Source organism: Streptomyces tibetensis, from assembly GCF_007655005.1.
GTDB lineage: Bacteria > Actinomycetota > Actinomycetes > Streptomycetales > Streptomycetaceae > Streptomyces > Streptomyces tibetensis.
Map to the genome: position 1 here is coordinate 1 of NZ_SZVW01000009.1, position 20,022 is coordinate 20,022.

Here is a 20,022-nt window from a genome sequence, read left to right on the forward strand (position 1 = left end):
GGGGCCTCACACGTACCTCAGGGGGTACGCACCGGCTTTTCGGGGGGCGCGGGGAACCGCGCGACAAGCCACAGGCGACCCGCACCCACACCACGACACAAGCCACCCCCGACCGATGTCACCCCCGCTCCGTAGACTGGCCCCGTGAGCGAGCTCCCTCCAGACCACAACGCCGACGACCAGCCCGACCCCCTCGACAGCTTCGACGAGATCATCGCGGAGGAAACGACCCGCGACCCCGACCTCGCCGTCATCGAAGCCGGCAGCCGAACCCTGCGCACCCAGGGCGGCCCGCCCGACGCCGACATCCCGACGCGCCCCGCCGACCCCGAGGTCGACAAGGCCCTGCGCGAGGTCGAGACCGAGCTCGCCACCCGGTGGGGCGAGACCAAGCTGGAGCCCTCCGTCAGCCGTATCGCCGCGCTGATGGACGTCCTGGGGGAGCCGCAGCGGTCGTACCCGTCGATCCACATCACCGGGACGAACGGCAAGACCTCCACAGCGCGCATGATCGAGGCCCTGCTCGGCGCCTTCGAGCTGCGCACCGGCCGCTACACCTCGCCGCACGTGCAGTCGATCACCGAGCGCATCAGCCTCGACGGCGCCCCCATCGCGCCCGAGCGGTTCATCGAGACGTACCAGGACATCAAGCCGTACGTGGAGATGGTCGACGCCGCGCAGGAGTACCGGCTGTCCTTCTTCGAGGTGCTCACCGGCATGGCGTACGCGGCGTTCGCCGACGCGCCCGTGGACGTCGGTGTCGTCGAGGTCGGCATGGGCGGCTCCTGGGACGCCACGAACGTGATCGACGGGGACGTCGCCGTGGTCACGCCCATAGACCTCGACCACACGGACCGGCTCGGCACCACACACGCCGAGATCGCCACGGAGAAGGCCGGCATCATCAAGCAGGGTGCGACGGTCATCATGGCGCAGCAGCCGGTCGACGCGGCGCAGGTGCTGCTGAAGAAGGCCGTCGAGGTGGACGCGACCGTGGCCCGGGAAGGGCTGGAGTTCGGCGTCGTCGAGCGGCAGGTGGCCGTCGGCGGGCAGCTGGTGACGCTGCGCGGGCTCGGCGGCGAGTACCCCGAGGTGTACCTGCCGCTGCACGGCGCTCACCAGGCGCACAACGCGGCCGTCGCGCTCGCCGCCGTCGAGGCGTTCTTCGGCGTCGGTGCGCAGCGGGCCGACGCGCTGGACCTGGACACCGTCCGCAAGGCCTTCGCCGCCGTGGCGTCGCCGGGCCGGCTGGAGGTCGTGCGCCGTTCGCCGACGGTCGTGCTGGACGCCGCCCACAACCCGGCGGGCGCCCGGGCGGCGGCCGCGGCGATCGGGGAGGCGTTCCAGTTCAGCCGCCTCATCGGGGTGGTCGGCGCGAGCGGTGACAAGAACGTGCGGGAGCTGCTGGAGGCCTTCGAGCCGGTGTTCGCCGAGGTTGTGGTCACGCAGAACTCCAGCCACCGCGCGATGGACGCCGACGAGCTCGCCGGTATCGCCGTGGAGGTGTTCGGCGAGGAGCGCGTCCAGGTCGAGCCGCGGCTGCCGGACGCCCTGGAGGCCGCCATCACGCTGGCCGAGGAGGAGGGCGAGTTCTCCGGCGGTGGTGTGCTCGTCACCGGTTCCGTCATCACCGTCGGCGAGGCCCGACTGCTCCTGGGGAGGGGCTGAGTCCCGTGCGCACGCTCTGTTCTTCGACGCTGATCGGCGAGTTCTTCGTCATCGGGTTCGCCGGTCTGGTCGCCATGAAGGACCCGGACCTGTCCATGACGACCGTGTGGACGGTCAGCGGCATCGCGATGTTCCTGTGCCTGGTGCTGTGCGGTCTGGTGACGCGCCCGGGCGGGGTCGCCCTCGGCTGGGCGCTGCAGATCGCGCTCATCGCGTCGGGGTTCATCGTGCCGACCATGTACTTCCTGGGCGCGATCTTCGCGGCCCTGTGGTGGGCGTCCGTCCACTACGGGCGGAAGGTGGACGAGGCGAAGGCGAGATTCGCGGCCCAGGCCAGCTCGTCCACACCTGACGCTGCGTAACAGGCGCCCCGACACGCCGGGTAATCTCGTCCCACCGCACAACCTTCACCTCCAAGGAGCCCGTCGTGAGCCAGCGCACCCTCGTCCTCCTCAAGCCCGACGCCGTCCGTCGTGGCCTGACCGGCGAGATCATCAGCCGCATCGAGCGCAAGGCGGGCTGGCAGATCACCGCGCTGGAGTTGCGCACCCTGGACCAGGACACGCTGGAGCAGCACTACGGCGAGCACAAGGGCAAGCCCTTCTACGAGCCGCTGGTGGAGTTCATGGCGTCCGGCCCCGTCGTGGCGCTGATCGTCGAGGGCGAGCGGGTCATCGAGGGGCTGCGCGCGCTCGCCGGCCCGACCGACCCGATCGCCGCCGCCCCCGGATCCATCCGCGGCGACTACGGCGTCATCGTCCGGGAGAACCTGATCCACGCCTCCGACTCCGAGGAGTCCGCCGAGCGCGAAGTGAAGATTTTCTTCCCCGGCCGGGCGTAGCGTCCGCACCTCACCAGCACATACGGCAGGGTCTGGGGGCGGGGCCCCCGGGCTTTGCGGCATATGCGTGGCGATCGAGGGAACGATGGGCCCCGAACGCCCGTCTCCAGAAGCGAATGCGGTCGGCATCTGCTGACAATGGCGGAGACCCTCCCGCAGTCTTCGCGAAGGCGCGTCTACGATGGAAGCCTTCACGTCACAGCACCCACCTTTGCCTACCTGAAAAGCCCTCAAAAGCTCCTGGGAAGGCCAGACGAATCCTGATGGGGAACTCAATGTCGTTCATCGGCCGTGACATGGCTGTCGACCTCGGGACCGCCAACACGCTGGTGTACGTCAGGGGTCGCGGGATCGTACTCAACGAGCCGTCCGTCGTCGCGATCAACACCAACACCGGTGGCATCCTCGCGGTCGGTGCCGAAGCGAAGAAGATGATCGGACGCACGCCCGGCAACATCGTTGCCGTTCGTCCACTGAAGGACGGCGTGATCGCCGACTTCGAGATCACCGAGCGGATGCTCCGCTACTTCATCCTGAAGATCCACAAGCGGCGGTATCTGGCTCGTCCGCGGGTCGTCGTCTGTGTGCCCTCGGGCATCACGGGCGTCGAGCGCCGCGCCGTCATCGAGGCGTCGTCCCAGGCCGGCGCCCGTCAGGTGCACATCATCGAGGAGCCCATGGCCGCGGCCATCGGCTCCGGCCTGCCGGTCCACGAGGCCACGGGCAACATGGTGGTCGACATCGGCGGCGGCACCACGGAGGTCGCGGTGATCTCCCTCGGCGGCATCGTCACCGCCCAGTCCATCCGTGTCGCGGGCGACGAACTGGACAACGCGATCATCCAGCACATCAAGAAGGAGTACTCCCTCCTGTTGGGTGAGCGCACGGCCGAGCAGATCAAGATCACGATCGGTTCGGCGTACGACCTCGATTCCGACGAGCACACCGAAATCCGCGGCAGGGACCTCGTCTCCGGACTGCCGAAGACCGTGGTCATCTCCGCGGCCGAAGTCCGCAAGGCGATCGAGGAGCCGGTCAACGCGATCGTCGACGCCGTCAAGACGACCCTCGACAAGTGTCCGCCGGAGCTGTCCGGCGACATCATGGACCGGGGAATCGTTCTGACCGGTGGCGGAGCGCTGCTGCGTGGCCTCGACGAGCGGCTGCGCCGGGAGACCGGTATGCCGATCCACATCGCCGAGGACCCGCTGGACAGTGTGGCGCTCGGATCCGGAAAGTGCGTCGAGGAGTTCGAGGCGCTCCAGCAGGTGCTGGACGCCCAGCCGCGCAGATGACATAACTCTTCGATTCCGCCGTACGGGACGATCTCCTCTCGTGCGGCGGATCGTTGATACAGCTGCATAAGCTCCCACAAAGCAGCCCCTCGGGATTCCCTGGGGCTTCCCGAATTCCTATGAGGAAGGGCACGGCCGCCGCACGTGAGGGACACACGAGAGAGCCGGCTGCTCCTGGTGCTGCTGATCGCCGTCGCGTTCGCGTTGATCACGGTGGACATCCGCGGTGGGGAGGACTCGCCCGTCGACGGTGCCCGGCAGGGTGCGGCGACGGTATTCGGCCCGATCGAGAGCGGCGTCTCGGCCGCGGTCGACCCGGTCGGCAACGCGGTCTCCGCCATCCGCGACTCCGGTGACCGGCACGACCGGCTCGCCACGCTGGAAGAGGAGAACGCGGCCCTGAAGGCCCGCCTCGGCAGCGACGACCGCAGCCGCAGCCGCCTCAAGCAGCTCGACAAGATGCTGAAGATCGCCGGTCAGGGCCAGTACGGCATCAAGGGCGCCCAGGTCATCGCCATCGGGGCCGCGCAGGGCTTCTCCTGGACCATCACTGTCGACGTCGGCGCCAATGACGGCATCAAGCGCGACATGACCGTCCTGAACGGGGAGGGGCTCGTCGGCCGGGTCACCACCGTCGGCCCCAACACCGCGACGGTCCTGCTGGCCAGCGACCCCGACTTCACCGTCGGCACCCGGATGGAGTCCGGCGACGAGCTCGGCTTCGCCTCCGGGCAGGGCGACCGCCCGCTGCGCGTCGAACTCCTCAACGGCAAGGCCGAGGTGAAGAAGGGCGACCGCCTGGTCACCTTCGGCTCGCAGGCCGACCGGCCGTTCGTGCCCGGCGTGCCCGTCGGCGTGGTGTCCCGCGTGGATCCCTCCGGCGGCGGCCTGACCCGCACCCTGTACGTCACGCCGTACGTCGGTTTCACCAAGCTCGACATCGTCGGTGTCGTCGTCGCGGCCCCGAAGAAGGACCCGCGTGACACGGTGCTCCCGCCCAAGCCCAAGCCGACCCCCAGGCCGACAGTGACGGTGACCGTGACGCCGTCCCCCGAGGCACCCGTGGACGGCCAGAACCAGCAAGAGCAGTAGGAGCTGTCACCCCATGCGCGTCAACCGGATCCTGCTCTCCTCCGCCCTGGTCGTCGTCGCCCTGGTGATCCAGGTGAGCGTCCTCGCCCGCCTCCACCTGCCGGGCGCCGTGCCCGACCTGCTGCTGCTCACCGTGCTCGGCCTCGCGCTGGTGTACGGGCATGTGGGCGGCGCCCTCGTCGGCTTCGGCGCGGGTCTGCTCGCCGACCTGGCCCCGCCCGCCGACCACGCCGCCGGGCGCTACGCCCTCGTGCTGTGCGTCATCGGCTACCTCGCGGGCCTGGTGAAACCCGAGTCGGGCCAGTTGAAGTCCGCCACCGGCCCCATGGTCGTGGTGGTGGCCGCCGCGGTGGGCTCCACCCTGCTGTACGCCGGGGTCGGCGCCCTCGTCGGCGACACCGCCGCCCGCCACGTGGGCCTCGGCAGCCTGCTGTTCACCGCCGCCCTGTACGACCTGCTGCTCGCCCCGTTCGTCGTGCCGGGGATCATGGCCCTGGCCCGGCGCGCCGACAACGATCCACTCGCCGAGTCCACCTCGGCCTCCGCCAAGGCCACGGACATCTCCTCCGGCTGGCTCTCCGGCGGCACCGGCCTGAAGATCGGCAGCCAGCGCAACGGGCTGCGCGTGAAGGCCGCCCGGGCACGGATGGCGCGCGCCGGGCGCATCAAGGGGGTCAAGCGGCTGTGAACGCAGCGAAGTTCACCCGAACGGGTCGGTCCAGTAGGAACGCCGGTTCGTGGGCCCGTCGTTCATCACTCGTATCCGCACATCCGTGCCCGGACGCACCCGCACACCCGCACACCCGTACGCGCACCGAGAGGGGGAGGCAGCCGCAGTGACCAACATTCCCGAGACCGGCAGGAACTCACGGGTCCAGATCCGGCTCGTCGTCATCCAGATCCTCGTCCTCTCCCTCCTGCTCACCCTCGGCGGACGCCTGTGGTACCTCCAGATCCGCGAGGGCGCCGCCTACGCCAAGGAGGCGTCGGGCAACCACGTCCAGCAGGTCGTCCAGCCGGCCGTCCGAGGCTCGATCCTGGACGCGCGCGGCGTGGCCATCGCGGACAACGAGACGCGGCTGGTGGTCTCCGCCTCCCGCACCGACCTGCTGAAGATGAAGGACGACGGCAAGGAAGTCCTCACCAAGCTCGCCGGGGTCCTGGGCATGACGCCCAAGGACGTCCAGATGAAGGTCCGGCTGTGCGACGCCGAGACGCCGCAGCCCTGCTGGAACGGCTCGCCCTACCAGCCCATCCCCATCACCGACGAGGCCACCGCCAAGCAGGCCCTGCAGATCCGTGAGCGCGCTGAGGACTTCCCCGGCATCACCGCCGAGCCGGAGGCCGTGCGCCGCTACCCGAGCCCCGGCAAGGCCAACACCGCCCAGGTCCTCGGCTATCTCTCGCCGGTCACCGACGAGGAGATCAAGAAGGCGCAGAACACCAACTCGCCCTACCTGCGCTCCGACCAGGTCGGCCGCTCGGGCCTGGAGCGCCAGTACGACAGGGCGCTGCGCGGCAAGGCAGGCGTCACCCGCTACGAGGTCGACAACCTCGGCCGGGTCATCGGCCAGGCCGAGGCCGACCCGGCCCACCCCGGCGACAACCTCGTCACCAGCATCGACTCCCGGGTGCAGCGGATCGCCGAGTACCAGCTGAACGAGGCCATGAAGGAGGCCCGCAAGCAGCACGACCGCAACACGGGCACGAACTACAAGGCCGACTCCGGCGCCGTCGTGGTGATGGAGGCCAAGACCGGCCGCGTCGTCGCCATGGCCTCCAACCCCGCCTACGACCCGAACGCCTGGGTGGGCGGCATCTCCGCCAAGGACTACGCCCGGCTCACCGGCAAGAGCTCCAACTACCCGCTGCTCAACCGCGCCATCCAGGGCCAGTCGGCCCCCGGCTCGATCTTCAAGGTCGTCCCGACGGCCGCCGCGATCAACGCGGGCTACTCCTTCGACGGCCCCTACCAGTGCTCCAGCTCGTACAACCTCGGTGGCCAGGTCTTCAAGAACTTCGAGTCCAAGGGATACGGCCCGATCAGCCTCGGCCGCGCCCTGGAGGTCTCCTGCGACACGGTCTTCTACCGGCTCTCCCACGAGGAGTGGAAGCGCGACGGCGGCACCAAGCCGAAGAAGAACGCCAACGACTGGTTCTACAAGACGGCCCACCAGTTCGGCCTCGGCAAGGAGACCGGCATCGACCTGCCCAACGAGGTCACCGGGCGCGTCCCCGACCGCCAGTGGAAGCTGAGCTACTGGAAGGCCAACAAGGACGCCTGGTGCCGCACGGGCAAGCGCAACGGCAGCTACGCCGAGAAGATCGCCTACGAGAACTGCCTCGAAGGCAACCGCATGCGCGCCGGTGACTCCGTCAACTACTCCATCGGCCAGGGCGACACGCTCGTCACGCCCATCCAGATGGCCACCATCTACTCGGCCATCTCCAACGGCGGCACCCTCTACAACCCCTCCGTCGGCAAGGCCGTCATCAGCGCCGACGGCAAGACCGTCACGCCGATCAAGCCCAAGTCGCACGGCAGGCTGCCGATGACGCAGGAGACACGCGACCGCATAGACGAAGCCCTCGCGGGAGTCGCCACCCGCGGCACGGCCGCCTGGAGGTTCGGCGGCTGGCCGCAGGACAAGATCCCGATGCACGCCAAGACGGGTACGGCGGAGGTCTACGGCAAGCAGACGACCTCCTGGTTCGCCACGTACACCAAGGACTACTCGATCGTCATGACGATCTCCCAGGGTGGTACGGGCTCCGGCGCCTCGGGCCCCGCCGTCCGCAACATCTACAACGCGCTGTACGGCGTCTCCGAGGACGGCGACATCGACGCGAAGAAGGCGCTGTTGCCCACGCCGCAGAAGACCCTGCCGAAGATCAAGACGGACGGCACCATCGCCTCCCCGAAGGTCCCCAAGGACCCGGCCAAGGACAGCCAGGCGAAGAAGAAGGACCCGAACGCCCCGGCGGACCCGCTCCAGCCGGTCACCTCGGCCCCGCCGTCCCCCGAGAACCGCAACACCCGAAGGCGGCGGCGCCGCCGGGGAAGCCGGAGGTTGTCAGCATGACCGGCGGTGTGAACAGCTTCCAGGTCTCCGGTTACGGGCCCGAGCGCTCCGGCTGGACGCGGCTGCTGGCCCGTGACTCGGTGGCGCGGCGCCTCGACTGGCCGATCCTGCTGTCGGCGCTGGCCCTGTCGCTGCTCGGCACGCTCCTCGTCTACTCGGCGACCCGCAACCGCACCGAGCTCAACCAGGGCGACCCGTACTACTTCCTCATCCGGCACCTGCTGAACACCGGCATCGGCCTGGCCCTGATGGCCGCCACGATCTGGCTCGGCCACCGCGGCCTGCGCACCGCCGTGCCGGTCCTGTACGGCTTCTCGGTGCTGCTGATCCTGCTGGTGCTGACCCCGCTCGGTTCCACGATCAACGGCGCCCACTCCTGGATCCAGCTGCCCGGCGGCTTCTCGCTCCAGCCCTCGGAGTTCGTGAAGGTCACGATCATCCTGGGCATGGCGATGCTGCTGGCGGCCCGGGTCGACGCGGGCGACAAGCAGTACCCCGACCACCGCACGGTCGTGCAGGCCCTCGGCCTGGCCACCGTGCCGATGCTGATCGTGATGCTGATGCCCGACCTCGGGTCGGTCATGGTGATGGTCATCATCGTGCTCGGCGTGCTGCTGGCCTCCGGGGCGTCCAACCGGTGGGTGTTCGGCCTGCTCGGCGCGGGCACCCTGGGCGCGGTCACCGTCTGGCAGATCGGGATCCTCGACGAGTACCAGATCAACCGCTTCGCCGCCTTCGCCAACCCGGAGCTCGACCCGGCCGGTGTCGGCTACAACACCAACCAGGCCCGCATCGCCATCGGTTCGGGCGGCCTGACCGGCTCCGGCCTCTTCCACGGTTCGCAGACCACCGGCCAGTTCGTGCCCGAACAGCAGACGGACTTCGTCTTCACCGTGGCCGGGGAGGAGCTGGGCTTCCTCGGCGGCGGTCTGATCATCGTGCTCCTCGGCATCGTCCTGTGGCGGGCCTGCCGCATCGCCCGGGAGACCACGGACCTGTACGGCACGATCGTGGCCGCGGGCATCGTCGCCTGGTTCGCCTTCCAGACGTTCGAGAACGTCGGCATGACGCTCGGCATCATGCCCGTCACGGGCCTGCCGCTGCCGTTCGTGTCGTACGGCGGATCGTCGATGTTCGCCGTGTGGATAGCGGTGGGGTTGCTGCAGTCGATCCGGGTGCAGCGGCCGATGTCGGCCTAGCGTCCCAGGAGGGGGAGCGGAAATGTCCGGCGAGTACGTGGCCCGGTGCCCGGTGACCGAGGAACTGGTCAGCCGGCTCCTCGCGTTGGCGGAGCTGGACCTGACCGACGGCGACGCCATCGAGGCGCGGATGCGAGAGGCCGGCTGGCCCGACTGGTCGCAGGCGGTGCAGGGCCCGGCGTACGAGGACACACCGGACGTCCCCGACGCCACCCACGTCACCCCGCAGGGGCACTTCGTCACGTGTGACGGCGACGGTTCGCTCTATCTGCCCTTCGCCTACCTCTACTCGGTCGACGGCGGCCTGCTCGACGAGGACTGCTGGGGCCCACTGCCCGGCTGGACCAGCGAGGAGGGCGCCTGGCGGCCGGAGTTCGACGCCCTCTTCGCCGCCGTCGTGCAGCGCTTCACCGACCGGCTGGGGCTGCCGAACCACGACGTCCGGCAGCCCCGGTACGACACCCGGTACGTCAGCTGGCGCCTGGAGCACAACGTGCTGATCGTCGGACAGGGCCCGGAGCCGCTGTCGTACCACCAGTTCGAGGACGCCCATGTGTATCTCGTCTCCCGGACGGCGAAGGACGCCCCGTTCCCGGACGGCGAGGAGATGCGGGCCCTGCTGACGACCTGAACGTGACGCCCGCTCGGAGGGCGCTCACCACTGCTGTCCCGGCCGGTCAGCCACTAGATTTGTCTCATGGCGGAGACGAAACGCGAGATCGAGCGCAAGTACGAATCCGACGAGGGCGGGCTTCCCGACCTGACCGGCGCCGCCGGGGTCGCGGCCGTCGTGGACAAGGGCGTCGCCCACCTCGACGCCACCTACCACGACACCGTGGACGAACGCCTCGCCGCGTCGTCCGTCACCCTGCGCCGCCGCACCGGTGGTTCCGACGCCGGCTGGCACCTCAAGTTCCCGATCGCTCCGGACGTCCGCGACGAGATCCGCGCCCCGCTCACCGACACCCTCCCCGAGGACCTCGCCGCGCTGGTCCGCTCCCGTGTGCGCGACAGCGAGCTGCTTCCCGTGGTCCGGCTGCGCTCCGACCGCGACGTACGGCACCTGCTCGACGCCGACGGCCGACTGCTCGCCGAGGTGAGCGTGGACACCGTGCACGCCGAGCGGCTCACCGGGCGCGGCGGCGAAGCGCGGTGGACCGAGATCGAGGTGGAGCTCGCCGACGGGGGCGACCCGGCCCTGCTAGACAAGGTGGAGAAGCGGCTGCGCAAGGCGGGCGTACGGCCGTCGGCATCGTCGTCGAAGCTGGCCCGAGCCCTGGAGGAGACGGCACCGGGGAAGCGGCGCAGGCCGGCGTCCGCCCGGAAACCGGTGACCGCCGGAGACCATGTGCTCGCCTACATGCGCACCCAGCGGGACGCGATCGTCGAGCTCGATCCCGCCGTCCGCCGCGACGCGGAGGACTCCGTGCACAGCATGCGGGTGGCCACCCGCCGGCTGCGCAGCACGTTCAAGTCGTTCGGCGAGATCCTCGACCGGGCCGTCACCGGCCCCGTCGCCGACGAGCTCAAGTGGCTCGCCGGCGAGCTGGGCCTGGACCGGGACCGCGAGGTGCTGACCGAGCGGCTGACGTCGGCCGTCGACGAGGTGCCCGAGGGCCTGGTCCGCGGCCCGGTCGCGAAGCGCCTGCACGCGTGGTCGAGCGCCGAGCACGGCAGCGCCCGCGGCCACCTCCTCGGTGTCCTGGACTCCCACCGCTACCTGAACCTGCTCGACACCCTGGACGCACTGATCGCCGACCCGCCCCTGCTGAAGGCGGCCGGCAAGAAACCCCGCAAGCCGATCGCCAAGGCCGTGCGCAAGGACTTCCGCAAGGTGGCGAAGCTGATCGAGCGGGCGGCGGACCTGGAGCCCGGCACCGACCGGGACGTCGTGCTGCACGATGCCCGCAAGAAGACCAAGCGCACCCGCTACGCGGCGGAGGCGGCCGAACCCGTGCTGGGCAAGCCGGCCAAGGACGTGGTCACGTCGATGAAGGCCCTGCAGAACCTGCTCGGCGAGCACCAGGACAGCGTGATGGCCCGGCAGGCCCTGCGCGAGCTGTCGGCGGTCGCCCACGCCGCCGGGGAGAGCGCCTTCACCTACGGCCTTCTCCACGAGCGCGAGGAACAGCGAGCGCTGCGCGTGGAGGCAGAACTGCCCGGGTTCTGGGGCGGGATCAAGGACCGTGCGGCGGACCTCTGATCTTCCGGCGTACGGAGGTACCCCGCGACCGCGTTAGTCTGGATGGTCACCCCTGTCAGTTCAGTCCAGCCCACGAAGGTGCGCGACATGCCTGCCGAAGTCGCTGCGTCGGTCTTCCCGCAGCTCGAAGCTCTGCTCCCGCACGTGCAGAAGCCGATCCAGTACGTCGGCGGAGAGCTCAACTCCACGGTCAAGGACTGGGACTCCTGTGACGTCCGCTGGGCGCTCATGTACCCGGACGCCTACGAGGTCGGTCTGCCCAACCAGGGCGTCATGATCCTCTACGAGGTGCTCAACGAGCAGCAGGGCGTCCTCGCCGAGCGCACGTACAGTGTGTGGCCGGACCTGGAGGAACTCATGCGGGAGCACCACGTCCCGCAGTTCACGGTCGACAGCCACCGCCCGGTGAAGGCCTTCGACGTGTTCGGCCTGTCCTTCTCCACGGAGCTGGGCTACACGAACATGCTGGCCGCCCTCGACCTGGCCGGCATCCCTCTGGAGGCCAAGGACCGGGGTCTGGACGACCCGATCGTCCTGGCCGGCGGGCACGCGGCGTTCAACCCCGAGCCCATCGCCGACTTCATCGACTGCGCCGTGATCGGCGACGGCGAGCAGGCGGTCCTGGAGATCACCGCGATCGTCCGCGCCTGGAAGGCGGAGGGCCGCCCCGGTGGCCGCGAGGAGCTCCTCTTCCGCCTGGCGAAGACCGGCGGGGTGTACGTGCCCGGCTTCTACGACGTCGAGTACCTGCCGGACGGCCGGATCGCCCGTGTCGTGCCGAAGCGCAGCGGGGTCCCGTGGCGGGTCTCCAAGCACACCGTCATGGACCTCGACGAGTGGCCGTACCCGAAGCAGCCGCTGGTCCCCCTGGCCGAGACGGTCCACGAGCGCATGTCGGTGGAGATCTTCCGCGGCTGCACCCGCGGCTGCCGCTTCTGCCAGGCCGGCATGATCACGCGGCCGGTGCGCGAGCGCTCCATCACGGGCATCGGCGACATGGTCGAGCAGGGCCTGAAGGCGACGGGCTTCGAGGAGGTCGGCCTGCTGTCGCTGTCCTCCGCCGACCACACGGAGATCGGCGACATCGCCAAGGGCCTCGCCGACCGCTACGAGGACGACAAGATCGGCCTGTCGCTCCCCTCCACCCGCGTGGACGCCTTCAACATCGACCTGGCGAACGAGCTCACCAGGAACGGCCGCCGCTCGGGCCTCACCTTCGCCCCCGAGGGCGGCTCGGAACGCATCCGCAAGGTCATCAACAAGATGGTCTCCGAGGACGACCTGATCCGCACGGTCTCGACGGCGTACGGCAACGGCTGGCGCCAGGTGAAGCTGTACTTCATGTGCGGCCTGCCGACGGAGACCGACGACGACGTCCTCCAGATCGCCGACATGGCGACGAAGGTCATCGCCAAGGGCCGCGAGGTCTCCCGCTCCAACGACATCCGCTGCACGGTCTCGATCGGCGGCTTCGTCCCCAAGCCGCACACGCCGTTCCAGTGGGCCCCGCAGCTCTCCGCGGAGGAGACGGACGCCCGGTTGCAGAAGCTGCGGGACAAGATCCGCGGCGACAAGAAGTACGGTCGCTCCATCGGCTTCCGCTACCACGACGGCAAGCCCGGCATCGTCGAGGGCCTGCTCTCCCGCGGCGACCGCCGCATCGGCGCGGTCATCCGCGCGGTCTACGACGACGGCGGCCGCTTCGACGGCTGGCGCGAGCACTTCTCCTACGACCGCTGGATGAGTTGCGCCGACAAGGCACTGGCCCCCTTCGGCGTCGACGTCGACTGGTACACCACCCGTGAGCGCACCTACGAGGAGGTCCTCCCCTGGGACCACCTCGACTCCGGCCTGGACAAGGACTGGCTCTGGGAGGACTGGCAGGACGCCCTCGACGAGACCGAGGTCGACGACTGCCGCTGGACGCCGTGCTTCGACTGCGGGGTGTGCCCGCAGATGGACACGAGCATCCAGATCGGCCCGACGGGCAAGAAGCTGCTGCCCCTGACGGTCAAGAACGCGGCACCGGCTCCTGGCGGGCACACGCACTGAGGAGAACCGTCCGGTCCTGCTGTCGGCCCTCGTGAGTGGCCGACAGCAGGTGGAGGGTGCGTCACCGCAAGAGTTCGCGGATCTTGAACAGCAGCATCGTGATGGCGATGAAGGTGCCTCCCGCCCACTTCGCCGCGTCGAGGACCGTGGCGTGGAGCAGCACGGCCAGCACGCCCGCTGCGAGGCCGGTGAGAAGGCCGATCAGTAAGGCGATGATGATGAGCAGGGCTCGTTGCGACAGGCCTCCGGCAGGAGGAGGCGGCGCCTGAGTCATGAGGTGCCTCCCCTTGAGCCCGATATCCGCCCAGGCTCTCGCTGGGCGCCTCGGCGGGCGGCCGTGCGGTGGGGCAGGGGGCCGACGGGGAATGCCCAGCCGTGGCTCTGGCCGGTGACACAACTCGCGTTACTATCTGCCATGAGGCTTCCTGGTTGAATCGAGTGGACGAGGGCGCTTCGCGGTGGGGGAGTACTCGGACGATGCTTGCCGGCTGACCGAGCGCTCCCCTTCTCGCTGTGAAAAACTCCCCGCATTCTTGGCCGAAAAGACGCTTGCCGCTTCGCGGGACATCATGTGCTTGGTCAACTTTCCATGACCGTCCCCTTCTCGGGTGTCGAGATCACCGGTATTCGACGGCCTTGGCAGTCATGGCTCCTGCCGTCATACTGACGGCCAGAGGCCGGGCTGTGCCATCGGTACCTGCAGTGCGGGATTGGGGGAGTCGTGACCCTTCCGGATCCGACATCGGAGTGGCGGAAGAGTTCCGCCAGTGGGCCGGAAAACTGCGTTGAGGTCTGTTTGGGTCGTCCCGTCATGGTCAGGGATTCGAAAGTGTCCGACGGCCCCTGTCTGGCGGTCGATTCCGCAGCGTGGGCGTCCTTTTTGAATTCCCTGTCCTCCCGCTAGGCCGCGAGCTGAGGGAGATTGTCGCTCCACTCGGTGATGGGCTGGGCGTAACGGTTCTCGATCTCCCAGAAGGCTTCGAGATAGTTTTCGACGCTCCGTTGCACGCCGACGATCGCCTTGTTGTTGAGGATGACACTTCCGTCTGGGTTCTCGAGGTACACCACCCGTTCCTGATCGGCTTTCGCGAACTCGAAGATGACATACGGTGAACGCAGCAGGGGATACAGCCCGCTGCTGAAGGGAACAACCCCCACGCTCACGTGATCCAGTGCGCTCACCTGTCGCAGGTGCCGGATCTGGGCCGCCATCAACTCACTGCTGCCCACGACACGTCGGAGCGCGGCCTCGTCGATCAGGAATCGCAGCTCGGTGCTCGACGATTCGCTCAGCATGCGGTCCTGGCGCTTGATGCGGAGGTCGAGCAGCTCCTCCTTCTCCGGGACCACGGACTGCTGGAGGGCGACGCGTGCGTACTCCTCGGTCTGCAGCAGACCGGGGACGAACAGCGCCTCGAAATTGCGGATCACGGACGCGGACGCCTCGTAGCCGAGGTAGGACTGAAAACCGTCCGACAGCAGGGAGCGGTACTCGTACCACCACGGCTGTCGGCGCGCTTCCTCGCCGGCGCGAAGCAATTGCGCCTTGTTGTCGGGGTCCAGATCGTAGAAGTTGATCAGTGCCTTGAGGTCGGTCATGGAGATCTTCACCCTGCCTGACTCCAGGCGCATGACTTTCGACAGGGACCATCCGGTCTCTCGCGCAACATCGGGCTGCGAATACCCCGCCTTTTTGCGCGCCTCCTGGAGCTGAGAGCTCAGAAGGTGTCGGTAGAACATCGGGTCGGCATCGGGCATGAAAAGCTCCTTCTGGTGCCACAGGTCGTACCGCCGCCAGGCACTCCGACCGTGTTCAGGACGACCAGTTTCGCAAGGCTACGCGGATTTTTGCCACGTGTCACTATGCCGCACGGCTCCCTGCGGAGGCCGAGAACTCTGAAGAGATACACGGGATGAGTGGGAAAGAATGAAACATCGATGCGGTTTATCAGTACGTGCAATCGATGCATTCACTCGCACGGGTGACTTCTGTTCGGCGACCCTCATCGACCCTCAGGAATTGCCCGATCCGCTCCCGCGGCTCATCCGAGGAAGGGGGCAACAACGAACACGGAGCTCATGTCACGCCCCAGGCGAACGAAGACGGGAGGTGAGAGGGCCGTTCTGAGGGGGACTCGCAGAGGAGGTCGAGTTGGTGACGCTCCCCCGGGGGATCGGCCCGACCAGGTTCCCCCAGTTCAGAATGTGTGCTGGGGGAGCCGTCAGTCCAGGCGGCCTTCGTCGCAGACCCGCCGGGCGACCTCGCGGAGCTTGACGTTCTTCTCCTGTGAGTAGCGGCGCAGTACGTCGAACGCCTGCTCCTCGCTGAGGCGGTGGCTGCCCATGAGGATGCCCATGGCCTCACCGATGGTGTGGCGCGTGGCCAGGGCCTGCTCCATCTGGGCGTGGCTGCGTGCGCTGGAGAAGGCGACCGCCGCGTGCGAGGCCAGCAGCCAGCCGGCGGTCTCGCTGTCGTCCGTGAAGGACCCCGGCCGGTGCGAGTAGAGGTTGAGCGCGCCCAGCTCCTCGTTCTCGGTGTACAGCAGGAAGCCCATCATGCTGCCCACTCCCAGGTCGCGGGCCCGGGTGGCGTAGGCGGGCCAGCGTTCCTGCTCGGCGGTGAAGTCGAAGATGCGGAACACGCGCTCCCCGGTGCCGGTCCGGGCCGCGTCGAAGCAGGGGCCCTCCGCGAGGCGCTCCTGGAGCCGGTCACTCTCGACGACCAGGTCGTCGGTGGGTGCCAGCGTCTCCACGCGCTCGCCGTGCAGAAGGAGGATGCCGGCCGCGTCGCACCCCGACACGCGCTCGGTGGCGGCTCTGGTGATGTGCTCGAGCGTCGCGCCGACCGAGTCCTGGGCGAGCAGGTCACGCGCCATGGAGGCCATCTCCCGTGCGAACACGCGCCAGTCCACTGTCGTCCTCCTAGGTCGCGTGCTGGGCATGCATACCTCCTGCCACGGTGTCACGTGTCGCACACACCGGCAGGCCGCCCGACCTAGCCGGGGCGTAGAAGGGTGACCCCTTGCGTCATCTATCGAATCTCGATAGATTTCCATCGCAGTTCGATCGAAGGGGTGGCAATGGGGAAGCTGGCCGTGGCGGCGTTGCGTGGGGTGCTCGTCGTGCTGATCGCAGGGTCGTTGTTCGTGCAGGCGGTGATGGTGCCGCTGCTGGCCGTGGACATGAACGGCCTCAGCGCCGAGTACGCGTACCTGCGCACCCCGATCCTCGTGATCACGATCCTGGGTATCGTGACGGCCCAGGTCGTCGTGGTCTGCGTGTGGCGGCTGGTGACGATGGTGCGTCGCGGGACGGTGTTCTCCCCTGCCGCCTTCCGCTATGTGCACATCGTGATCGGCGCGTTCGTGGCGGCCGCCCTGCTGGTCTTCGCGCTCGCCGTCGTGCTCGCACCGGGCGAGGCCGTCGCTCCCGGGGTGGTCCTCCTGCTGTGCGGGGTCGTGGTGGCCGTGCTCGGCGTCGCACTGGTCGTGCTCGTGCTGCGGATGCTGCTCGCGCAGGCCGTCGCGCGCGACATCGAGGCGGCCCAGATGCAGGCAGAGCTGGAAGAGGTCATCTGATGCCGATCGCCGTCGACATCGACGTGATGCTGGCCAAGCGCAAGATGTCCGTGGGGGAACTGGCGGAACGCGTCGGCATCACCCCGGCCAACCTGGCCGTTCTCAAGAACGGCCGCGCCAAGGCGGTCCGCTTCTCCACCCTCGCCGCGCTGTGCGAGGTGCTGGAGTGCCAGCCGGGGGATCTGCTGCGCTGGGAGACGGACGGAGCGGCGGACCCGACAATGCCCTGATGGAGAACATCAGCATCCGGCCGGCCCGGCCGGACGAACTCGCGGCCGTGGCAACCCTCCGGTGGGAGTGGCTCGTCGAGAACGGCTCGGACGACCTCGGCGAACGCGGGGAATTCGTACGGCACTTCGTCGCATGGGCCAAGGAGAACGCCGGATCCCACCGCTGCATGGTGCTCGTCCGAGACGACCGGGTCATCGGCATGGCCTGGCTCGCCGTGGTGCAGCGGGTGCCCACGCCCCGGGCCCCGCGCCGGGCCTCCGGTGATCTGCAGTGCGTCTACGTCGTACCCGAGGCGCGCGACGGCGGGCTGGGCGGGCGGCTCATCCGGGCCGTCCTGGAGGGAGCCCGCGAACTCGGGCTGGAGCGCGTGACCGTCCACTCCAGTACGCGAGCCGTCCCCGCGTACGCCCGCAGCGGCTTCCAGGGGTCGCCCCGGCTGCTGCAGGCGCAGGTCACCCGCGCCTGAGCCGTATGATCTTGCGGCCGAGTGGAGGAATCGCGGGAGAACGGGGCGGGACTGCGCGGTGCCGGAGCCGGACGGGGCACTGCGAGCGTCTACGACGGTATGGATCTGGAGAAGCATCCCCGCGAGGGTTCCGAGGCGCGGGTCGATCTGCGCAAGCGGCCGGCCGAGCCGTCCGTACGGCGCGCGCCGCAGCCGCCCGCCCCGCACGAGTCACAGGCCCCCGAGGGGTGCCTCGCCGTCGCCATCCGGATCCCGGTGCGGATCGTCGTGCTCGTCCTGGTCGTCCCCGTCCGGATGCTGTGGGACGCACTCGTCGTCACCGGGCGGTTCCTGAACGACGCCCTGCTCCGGCCGCTCGGCCGGGCACTGCTGTGGCTCGGGCGTGCGGTGTTCGTCTGGCCGTTCGTCGGGCTGTGGCGTTACCTCGTCGTCCCGGTGGGCACGGCCCTCGGATGGCTCGGCAACGTCCTCGTCGTCGTGCCGCTGGTGTGGTTCTACCGCTCCGTGCTGACCCCGGTGGGGCACGCGATCGCATGGGTCGCCCGGGGTTTCGGGGCCGGGCTCGGCTGGGTCGCTCGGGGTGTGGGAGCCGCGCTCGGCTGGGTGTACGCGTACCTCCTCGCGCCCGTCGGGCACGCGGTGACGTGGGTCCTGAAGGGGCTCGGCGCCGTGCTCGCCGCGCTCGGCATCGGTGTCTGGACGGTCGTGTCCTGGCTCGTCAGGTACCTCGTCGTCGTACCGGCCGTGTGGCTGTACACCTGGGTGCTCGCGCCCGTCGGCCGCGCGGTCGCCTGGTGCGGCAAGGGCCTCGTATGGCTGGTGAGCACGGCCGTCACCGGCATCGGCGTGGCCCTCTACTGGATCGCCCGCATCCTGCTCGTCCTGCCCGCGCTCGCCCTCTGGCGGTGGGTCCTCACGCCGGTCGGCCGCGTCCTCGCCGTCGTCGGGCGGGAGGTGTGGGACGCCCTCGGTCACGCCTGGCGCATCGCCGGGCACATCTCGCTGGCCGTCGGGCGGTTCCTCGGCACCCTCCTGCGGTGGATCTTCGTCGAGCCGGTGCGGTGGGTGTACCGCAGCGTGCTGACGCCCGTCGGGCACGCCGTCCGGGACACCGTCCTGCGGCCCGCCGCCGAGGCCGCCCGCAGTGTGCGGCGGGCCACCCGGCATGCAGTGGCCGCCGCCCGGGAATCCGTACGCCAGGCCCGCGCCGACTTCCGGAGGATGCTCCTCGGTGAGCCGCGCCCGCCCCAGCTCGCCGACCGAGGGGAACCTTCGGGACGCGAGGCACGTACTCTTGGTAGCAGTACGACCGCTCTCACGAAGGACTGAACGACACTGGGCAAGCGACAGCCCGAAGGCCCGCCGCCCGCACCCGCGGTGCAGCGCATCCGACTGCGCTACACCAAGCGCGGCCGCCTCCGGTTCACCAGCCACCGTGACTTCCAGCGCGCCTTCGAGCGTGCGTTGCGCCGTGCCGAGGTGCCGATGGCCTACTCGGCGGGCTTCACACCGCACCCGAAGGTGTCGTACGCCAATGCCGCACCCACCGGCACGGGCAGTGAGGCGGAGTACCTGGAGATCGCCCTCACCGCGCCCCGCGACCCGGAGCAGCTCAGGGCCCTTCTCGACGAGTCGCTGCCCACCGGGCTCGACATCACCGAGGCGGTCGAGGCCCGCACCTCGGGGCTCGCCGACCGGCTGACGGCTTCCGTCTGGGAGCTCCGGCTGGACGGAGTGCCGCCGGAGGAGGCCCGCCGGGCGGCGGACGCCTTCAACGCGGCCGAGACCGTCGAGGTCCAGCGCCTCGCGAAGAACGGCGTCCGTACGTTCGACGCCCGTGCCGCCGTGGCGAGCCTCGAGGTCCGCGACCTCACGGAAACACACAGTTCGCAGGCTGATAGGCCGACCGACCAGCCCTGTGCGATACTGCGGCTGGTTGTTCGGCACGTGACGCCTGCCGTACGACCCGACGACGTCCTGTCCGGTCTCCGCGCCGTGGCCGACCTGGCGCCGCCGGTCCCCGCTGCGGTGACCAGGCTGGCGCAGGGGCTGTTCGATGCAGAGACCGGCACGGTGACCGACCCGCTCGCGCCCGACCGCGAGGCAGTCGAGGCCCATTCAACGGCCGAACCGACTGCCACCGCGGCGGCGCCGGCGTAAGGAAGGTTCCGCGTAGGGACGGACGTCGTAGCGCCGCCCTCGGACTCGGGAGCCACCTGGGTCGGGCAGCGCACTGACCAGAAGACTTTCGCCAGGCCGTACGCATTCGGCGTACGGAACCGGCGAGACAGGACACAGAGAGCTCCCGTGCGGC

The 20,022-nt window shown here is 69.3% G+C and carries 20 protein-coding genes; 17 read left to right on the forward strand and 3 right to left on the reverse strand.

The features are described 5' to 3' along the window. Positions 1-144 precede the first annotated feature (144 nt). The 11 genes from folC to FDO69_RS16485 all read left to right on the forward strand — a co-directional run bounded on the left by folC (position 145) and on the right by FDO69_RS16485 (position 13,433). Positions 145-1,668 carry a bifunctional tetrahydrofolate synthase/dihydrofolate synthase gene (gene folC / locus FDO69_RS16435; protein WP_104780584.1) on the forward strand — a complete coding sequence of 508 codons (1,524 nt, stop codon included), beginning with the start codon at positions 145-147 and terminating at the stop codon, positions 1,666-1,668. Between the two features lie 5 nt (positions 1,669-1,673). Continuing rightward, on the forward strand, positions 1,674-2,030 hold the full coding sequence (locus FDO69_RS16440) for a DUF4233 domain-containing protein (protein WP_030836239.1): 357 nt from the start codon (positions 1,674-1,676) through the stop codon (positions 2,028-2,030). Between the two features lie 65 nt (positions 2,031-2,095). After that, positions 2,096-2,509: a nucleoside-diphosphate kinase gene (ndk, locus tag FDO69_RS16445; protein WP_104780585.1), complete on the forward strand. Its 414-nt coding sequence runs from the start codon at positions 2,096-2,098 to the stop codon at positions 2,507-2,509. A 275-nt stretch (positions 2,510-2,784) separates the two neighbouring features. Further along, entirely contained in the window at positions 2,785-3,804 is a 1,020-nt protein-coding gene (locus FDO69_RS16450) for a rod shape-determining protein (protein ID WP_004001297.1), read from the forward strand. A gap of 144 nt (positions 3,805-3,948) precedes the next feature. After that, the gene (gene mreC, locus FDO69_RS16455) at positions 3,949-4,896 is read left to right on the forward strand and encodes a rod shape-determining protein MreC (protein WP_104780586.1); all 948 of its coding nucleotides are present in this window, start codon (positions 3,949-3,951) and stop codon (positions 4,894-4,896) included. 13 nt (positions 4,897-4,909) lie between these two features. Continuing rightward, the gene (mreD, locus tag FDO69_RS16460) at positions 4,910-5,584 is read left to right on the forward strand and encodes a rod shape-determining protein MreD (protein ID WP_104780587.1); all 675 of its coding nucleotides are present in this window, start codon (positions 4,910-4,912) and stop codon (positions 5,582-5,584) included. Positions 5,585-5,732: 148 nt separating this feature from the next. Further along, entirely contained in the window at positions 5,733-7,979 is a 2,247-nt protein-coding gene (gene mrdA / locus FDO69_RS16465) for a penicillin-binding protein 2 (protein WP_104780588.1), read from the forward strand. Then, a complete protein-coding gene (gene rodA / locus FDO69_RS16470) occupies positions 7,976-9,178 on the forward strand; it encodes a rod shape-determining protein RodA (protein WP_104780589.1) in 1,203 nt (400 codons plus the stop codon). The genes mrdA and rodA overlap by 4 nt, the downstream gene beginning before the upstream one ends. Positions 9,179-9,200: 22 nt before the next feature. Further along, entirely contained in the window at positions 9,201-9,809 is a 609-nt protein-coding gene (locus FDO69_RS16475) for a hypothetical protein (RefSeq protein ID WP_104780590.1), read from the forward strand. Positions 9,810-9,875: 66 nt separating this feature from the next. After that, entirely contained in the window at positions 9,876-11,381 is a 1,506-nt protein-coding gene (locus FDO69_RS16480) for a CYTH and CHAD domain-containing protein (protein WP_104780591.1), read from the forward strand. A gap of 87 nt (positions 11,382-11,468) precedes the next feature. After that, positions 11,469-13,433: a TIGR03960 family B12-binding radical SAM protein gene (locus FDO69_RS16485; RefSeq protein ID WP_104780592.1), complete on the forward strand. Its 1,965-nt coding sequence runs from the start codon at positions 11,469-11,471 to the stop codon at positions 13,431-13,433. Positions 13,434-13,494: 61 nt separating this feature from the next. On the opposite strand, the gene FDO69_RS16490 is transcribed toward FDO69_RS16485, so the two are convergent. Beyond that, the gene (locus FDO69_RS16490; RefSeq protein WP_104780593.1) at positions 13,495-13,707 is read right to left on the reverse strand and encodes a hypothetical protein; all 213 of its coding nucleotides are present in this window, start codon (positions 13,705-13,707) and stop codon (positions 13,495-13,497) included. Between the two features lie 447 nt (positions 13,708-14,154). Between FDO69_RS16490 and FDO69_RS16495 the strand changes: the two genes are divergently transcribed. Next, positions 14,155-14,337: a DUF397 domain-containing protein gene (locus FDO69_RS16495; protein ID WP_104780594.1), complete on the forward strand. Its 183-nt coding sequence runs from the start codon at positions 14,155-14,157 to the stop codon at positions 14,335-14,337. Here FDO69_RS16495 and FDO69_RS16500 read toward each other — a convergent pair. Both FDO69_RS16500 and FDO69_RS16505 read right to left on the reverse strand, forming a co-directional pair. After that, a complete protein-coding gene (locus tag FDO69_RS16500) occupies positions 14,334-15,191 on the reverse strand; it encodes a helix-turn-helix domain-containing protein (RefSeq protein WP_104780595.1) in 858 nt (285 codons plus the stop codon). The two genes, FDO69_RS16495 and FDO69_RS16500, sit on opposite strands and share 4 nt — an antisense overlap. 464 nt (positions 15,192-15,655) lie before the next feature. Then, positions 15,656-16,345, reverse strand: coding sequence for a GAF and ANTAR domain-containing protein (locus FDO69_RS16505; protein ID WP_234387968.1), 690 nt, complete (start codon positions 16,343-16,345; stop codon positions 15,656-15,658). A gap of 168 nt (positions 16,346-16,513) precedes the next feature. Between FDO69_RS16505 and FDO69_RS16510 the strand changes: the two genes are divergently transcribed. From FDO69_RS16510 to FDO69_RS16530, 5 genes are all read left to right on the forward strand, one after another. Beyond that, positions 16,514-17,011 (forward strand): DUF2975 domain-containing protein, encoded by a 498-nt coding sequence (locus tag FDO69_RS16510; RefSeq protein WP_104780596.1) that lies wholly within the window; start codon positions 16,514-16,516, stop codon positions 17,009-17,011. Further along, positions 17,011-17,241, forward strand: a complete 231-nt coding sequence (locus FDO69_RS16515; protein WP_104780597.1) for a helix-turn-helix domain-containing protein — start codon at positions 17,011-17,013, stop codon at positions 17,239-17,241. The genes FDO69_RS16510 and FDO69_RS16515 overlap by 1 nt, the downstream gene beginning before the upstream one ends. Further along, positions 17,241-17,708, forward strand: coding sequence for a GNAT family N-acetyltransferase (locus tag FDO69_RS16520; RefSeq protein WP_104780598.1), 468 nt, complete (start codon positions 17,241-17,243; stop codon positions 17,706-17,708). Before FDO69_RS16515 ends, FDO69_RS16520 begins: the two co-directional genes overlap by 1 nt. 99 nt (positions 17,709-17,807) lie before the next feature. Then, a complete protein-coding gene (locus FDO69_RS16525) occupies positions 17,808-19,037 on the forward strand; it encodes a hypothetical protein (RefSeq protein WP_170320902.1) in 1,230 nt (409 codons plus the stop codon). A gap of 48 nt (positions 19,038-19,085) precedes the next feature. Continuing rightward, a complete protein-coding gene (locus FDO69_RS16530; RefSeq protein WP_104780599.1) occupies positions 19,086-19,868 on the forward strand; it encodes a TIGR03936 family radical SAM-associated protein in 783 nt (260 codons plus the stop codon). Positions 19,869-20,022 lie beyond the last annotated feature (154 nt).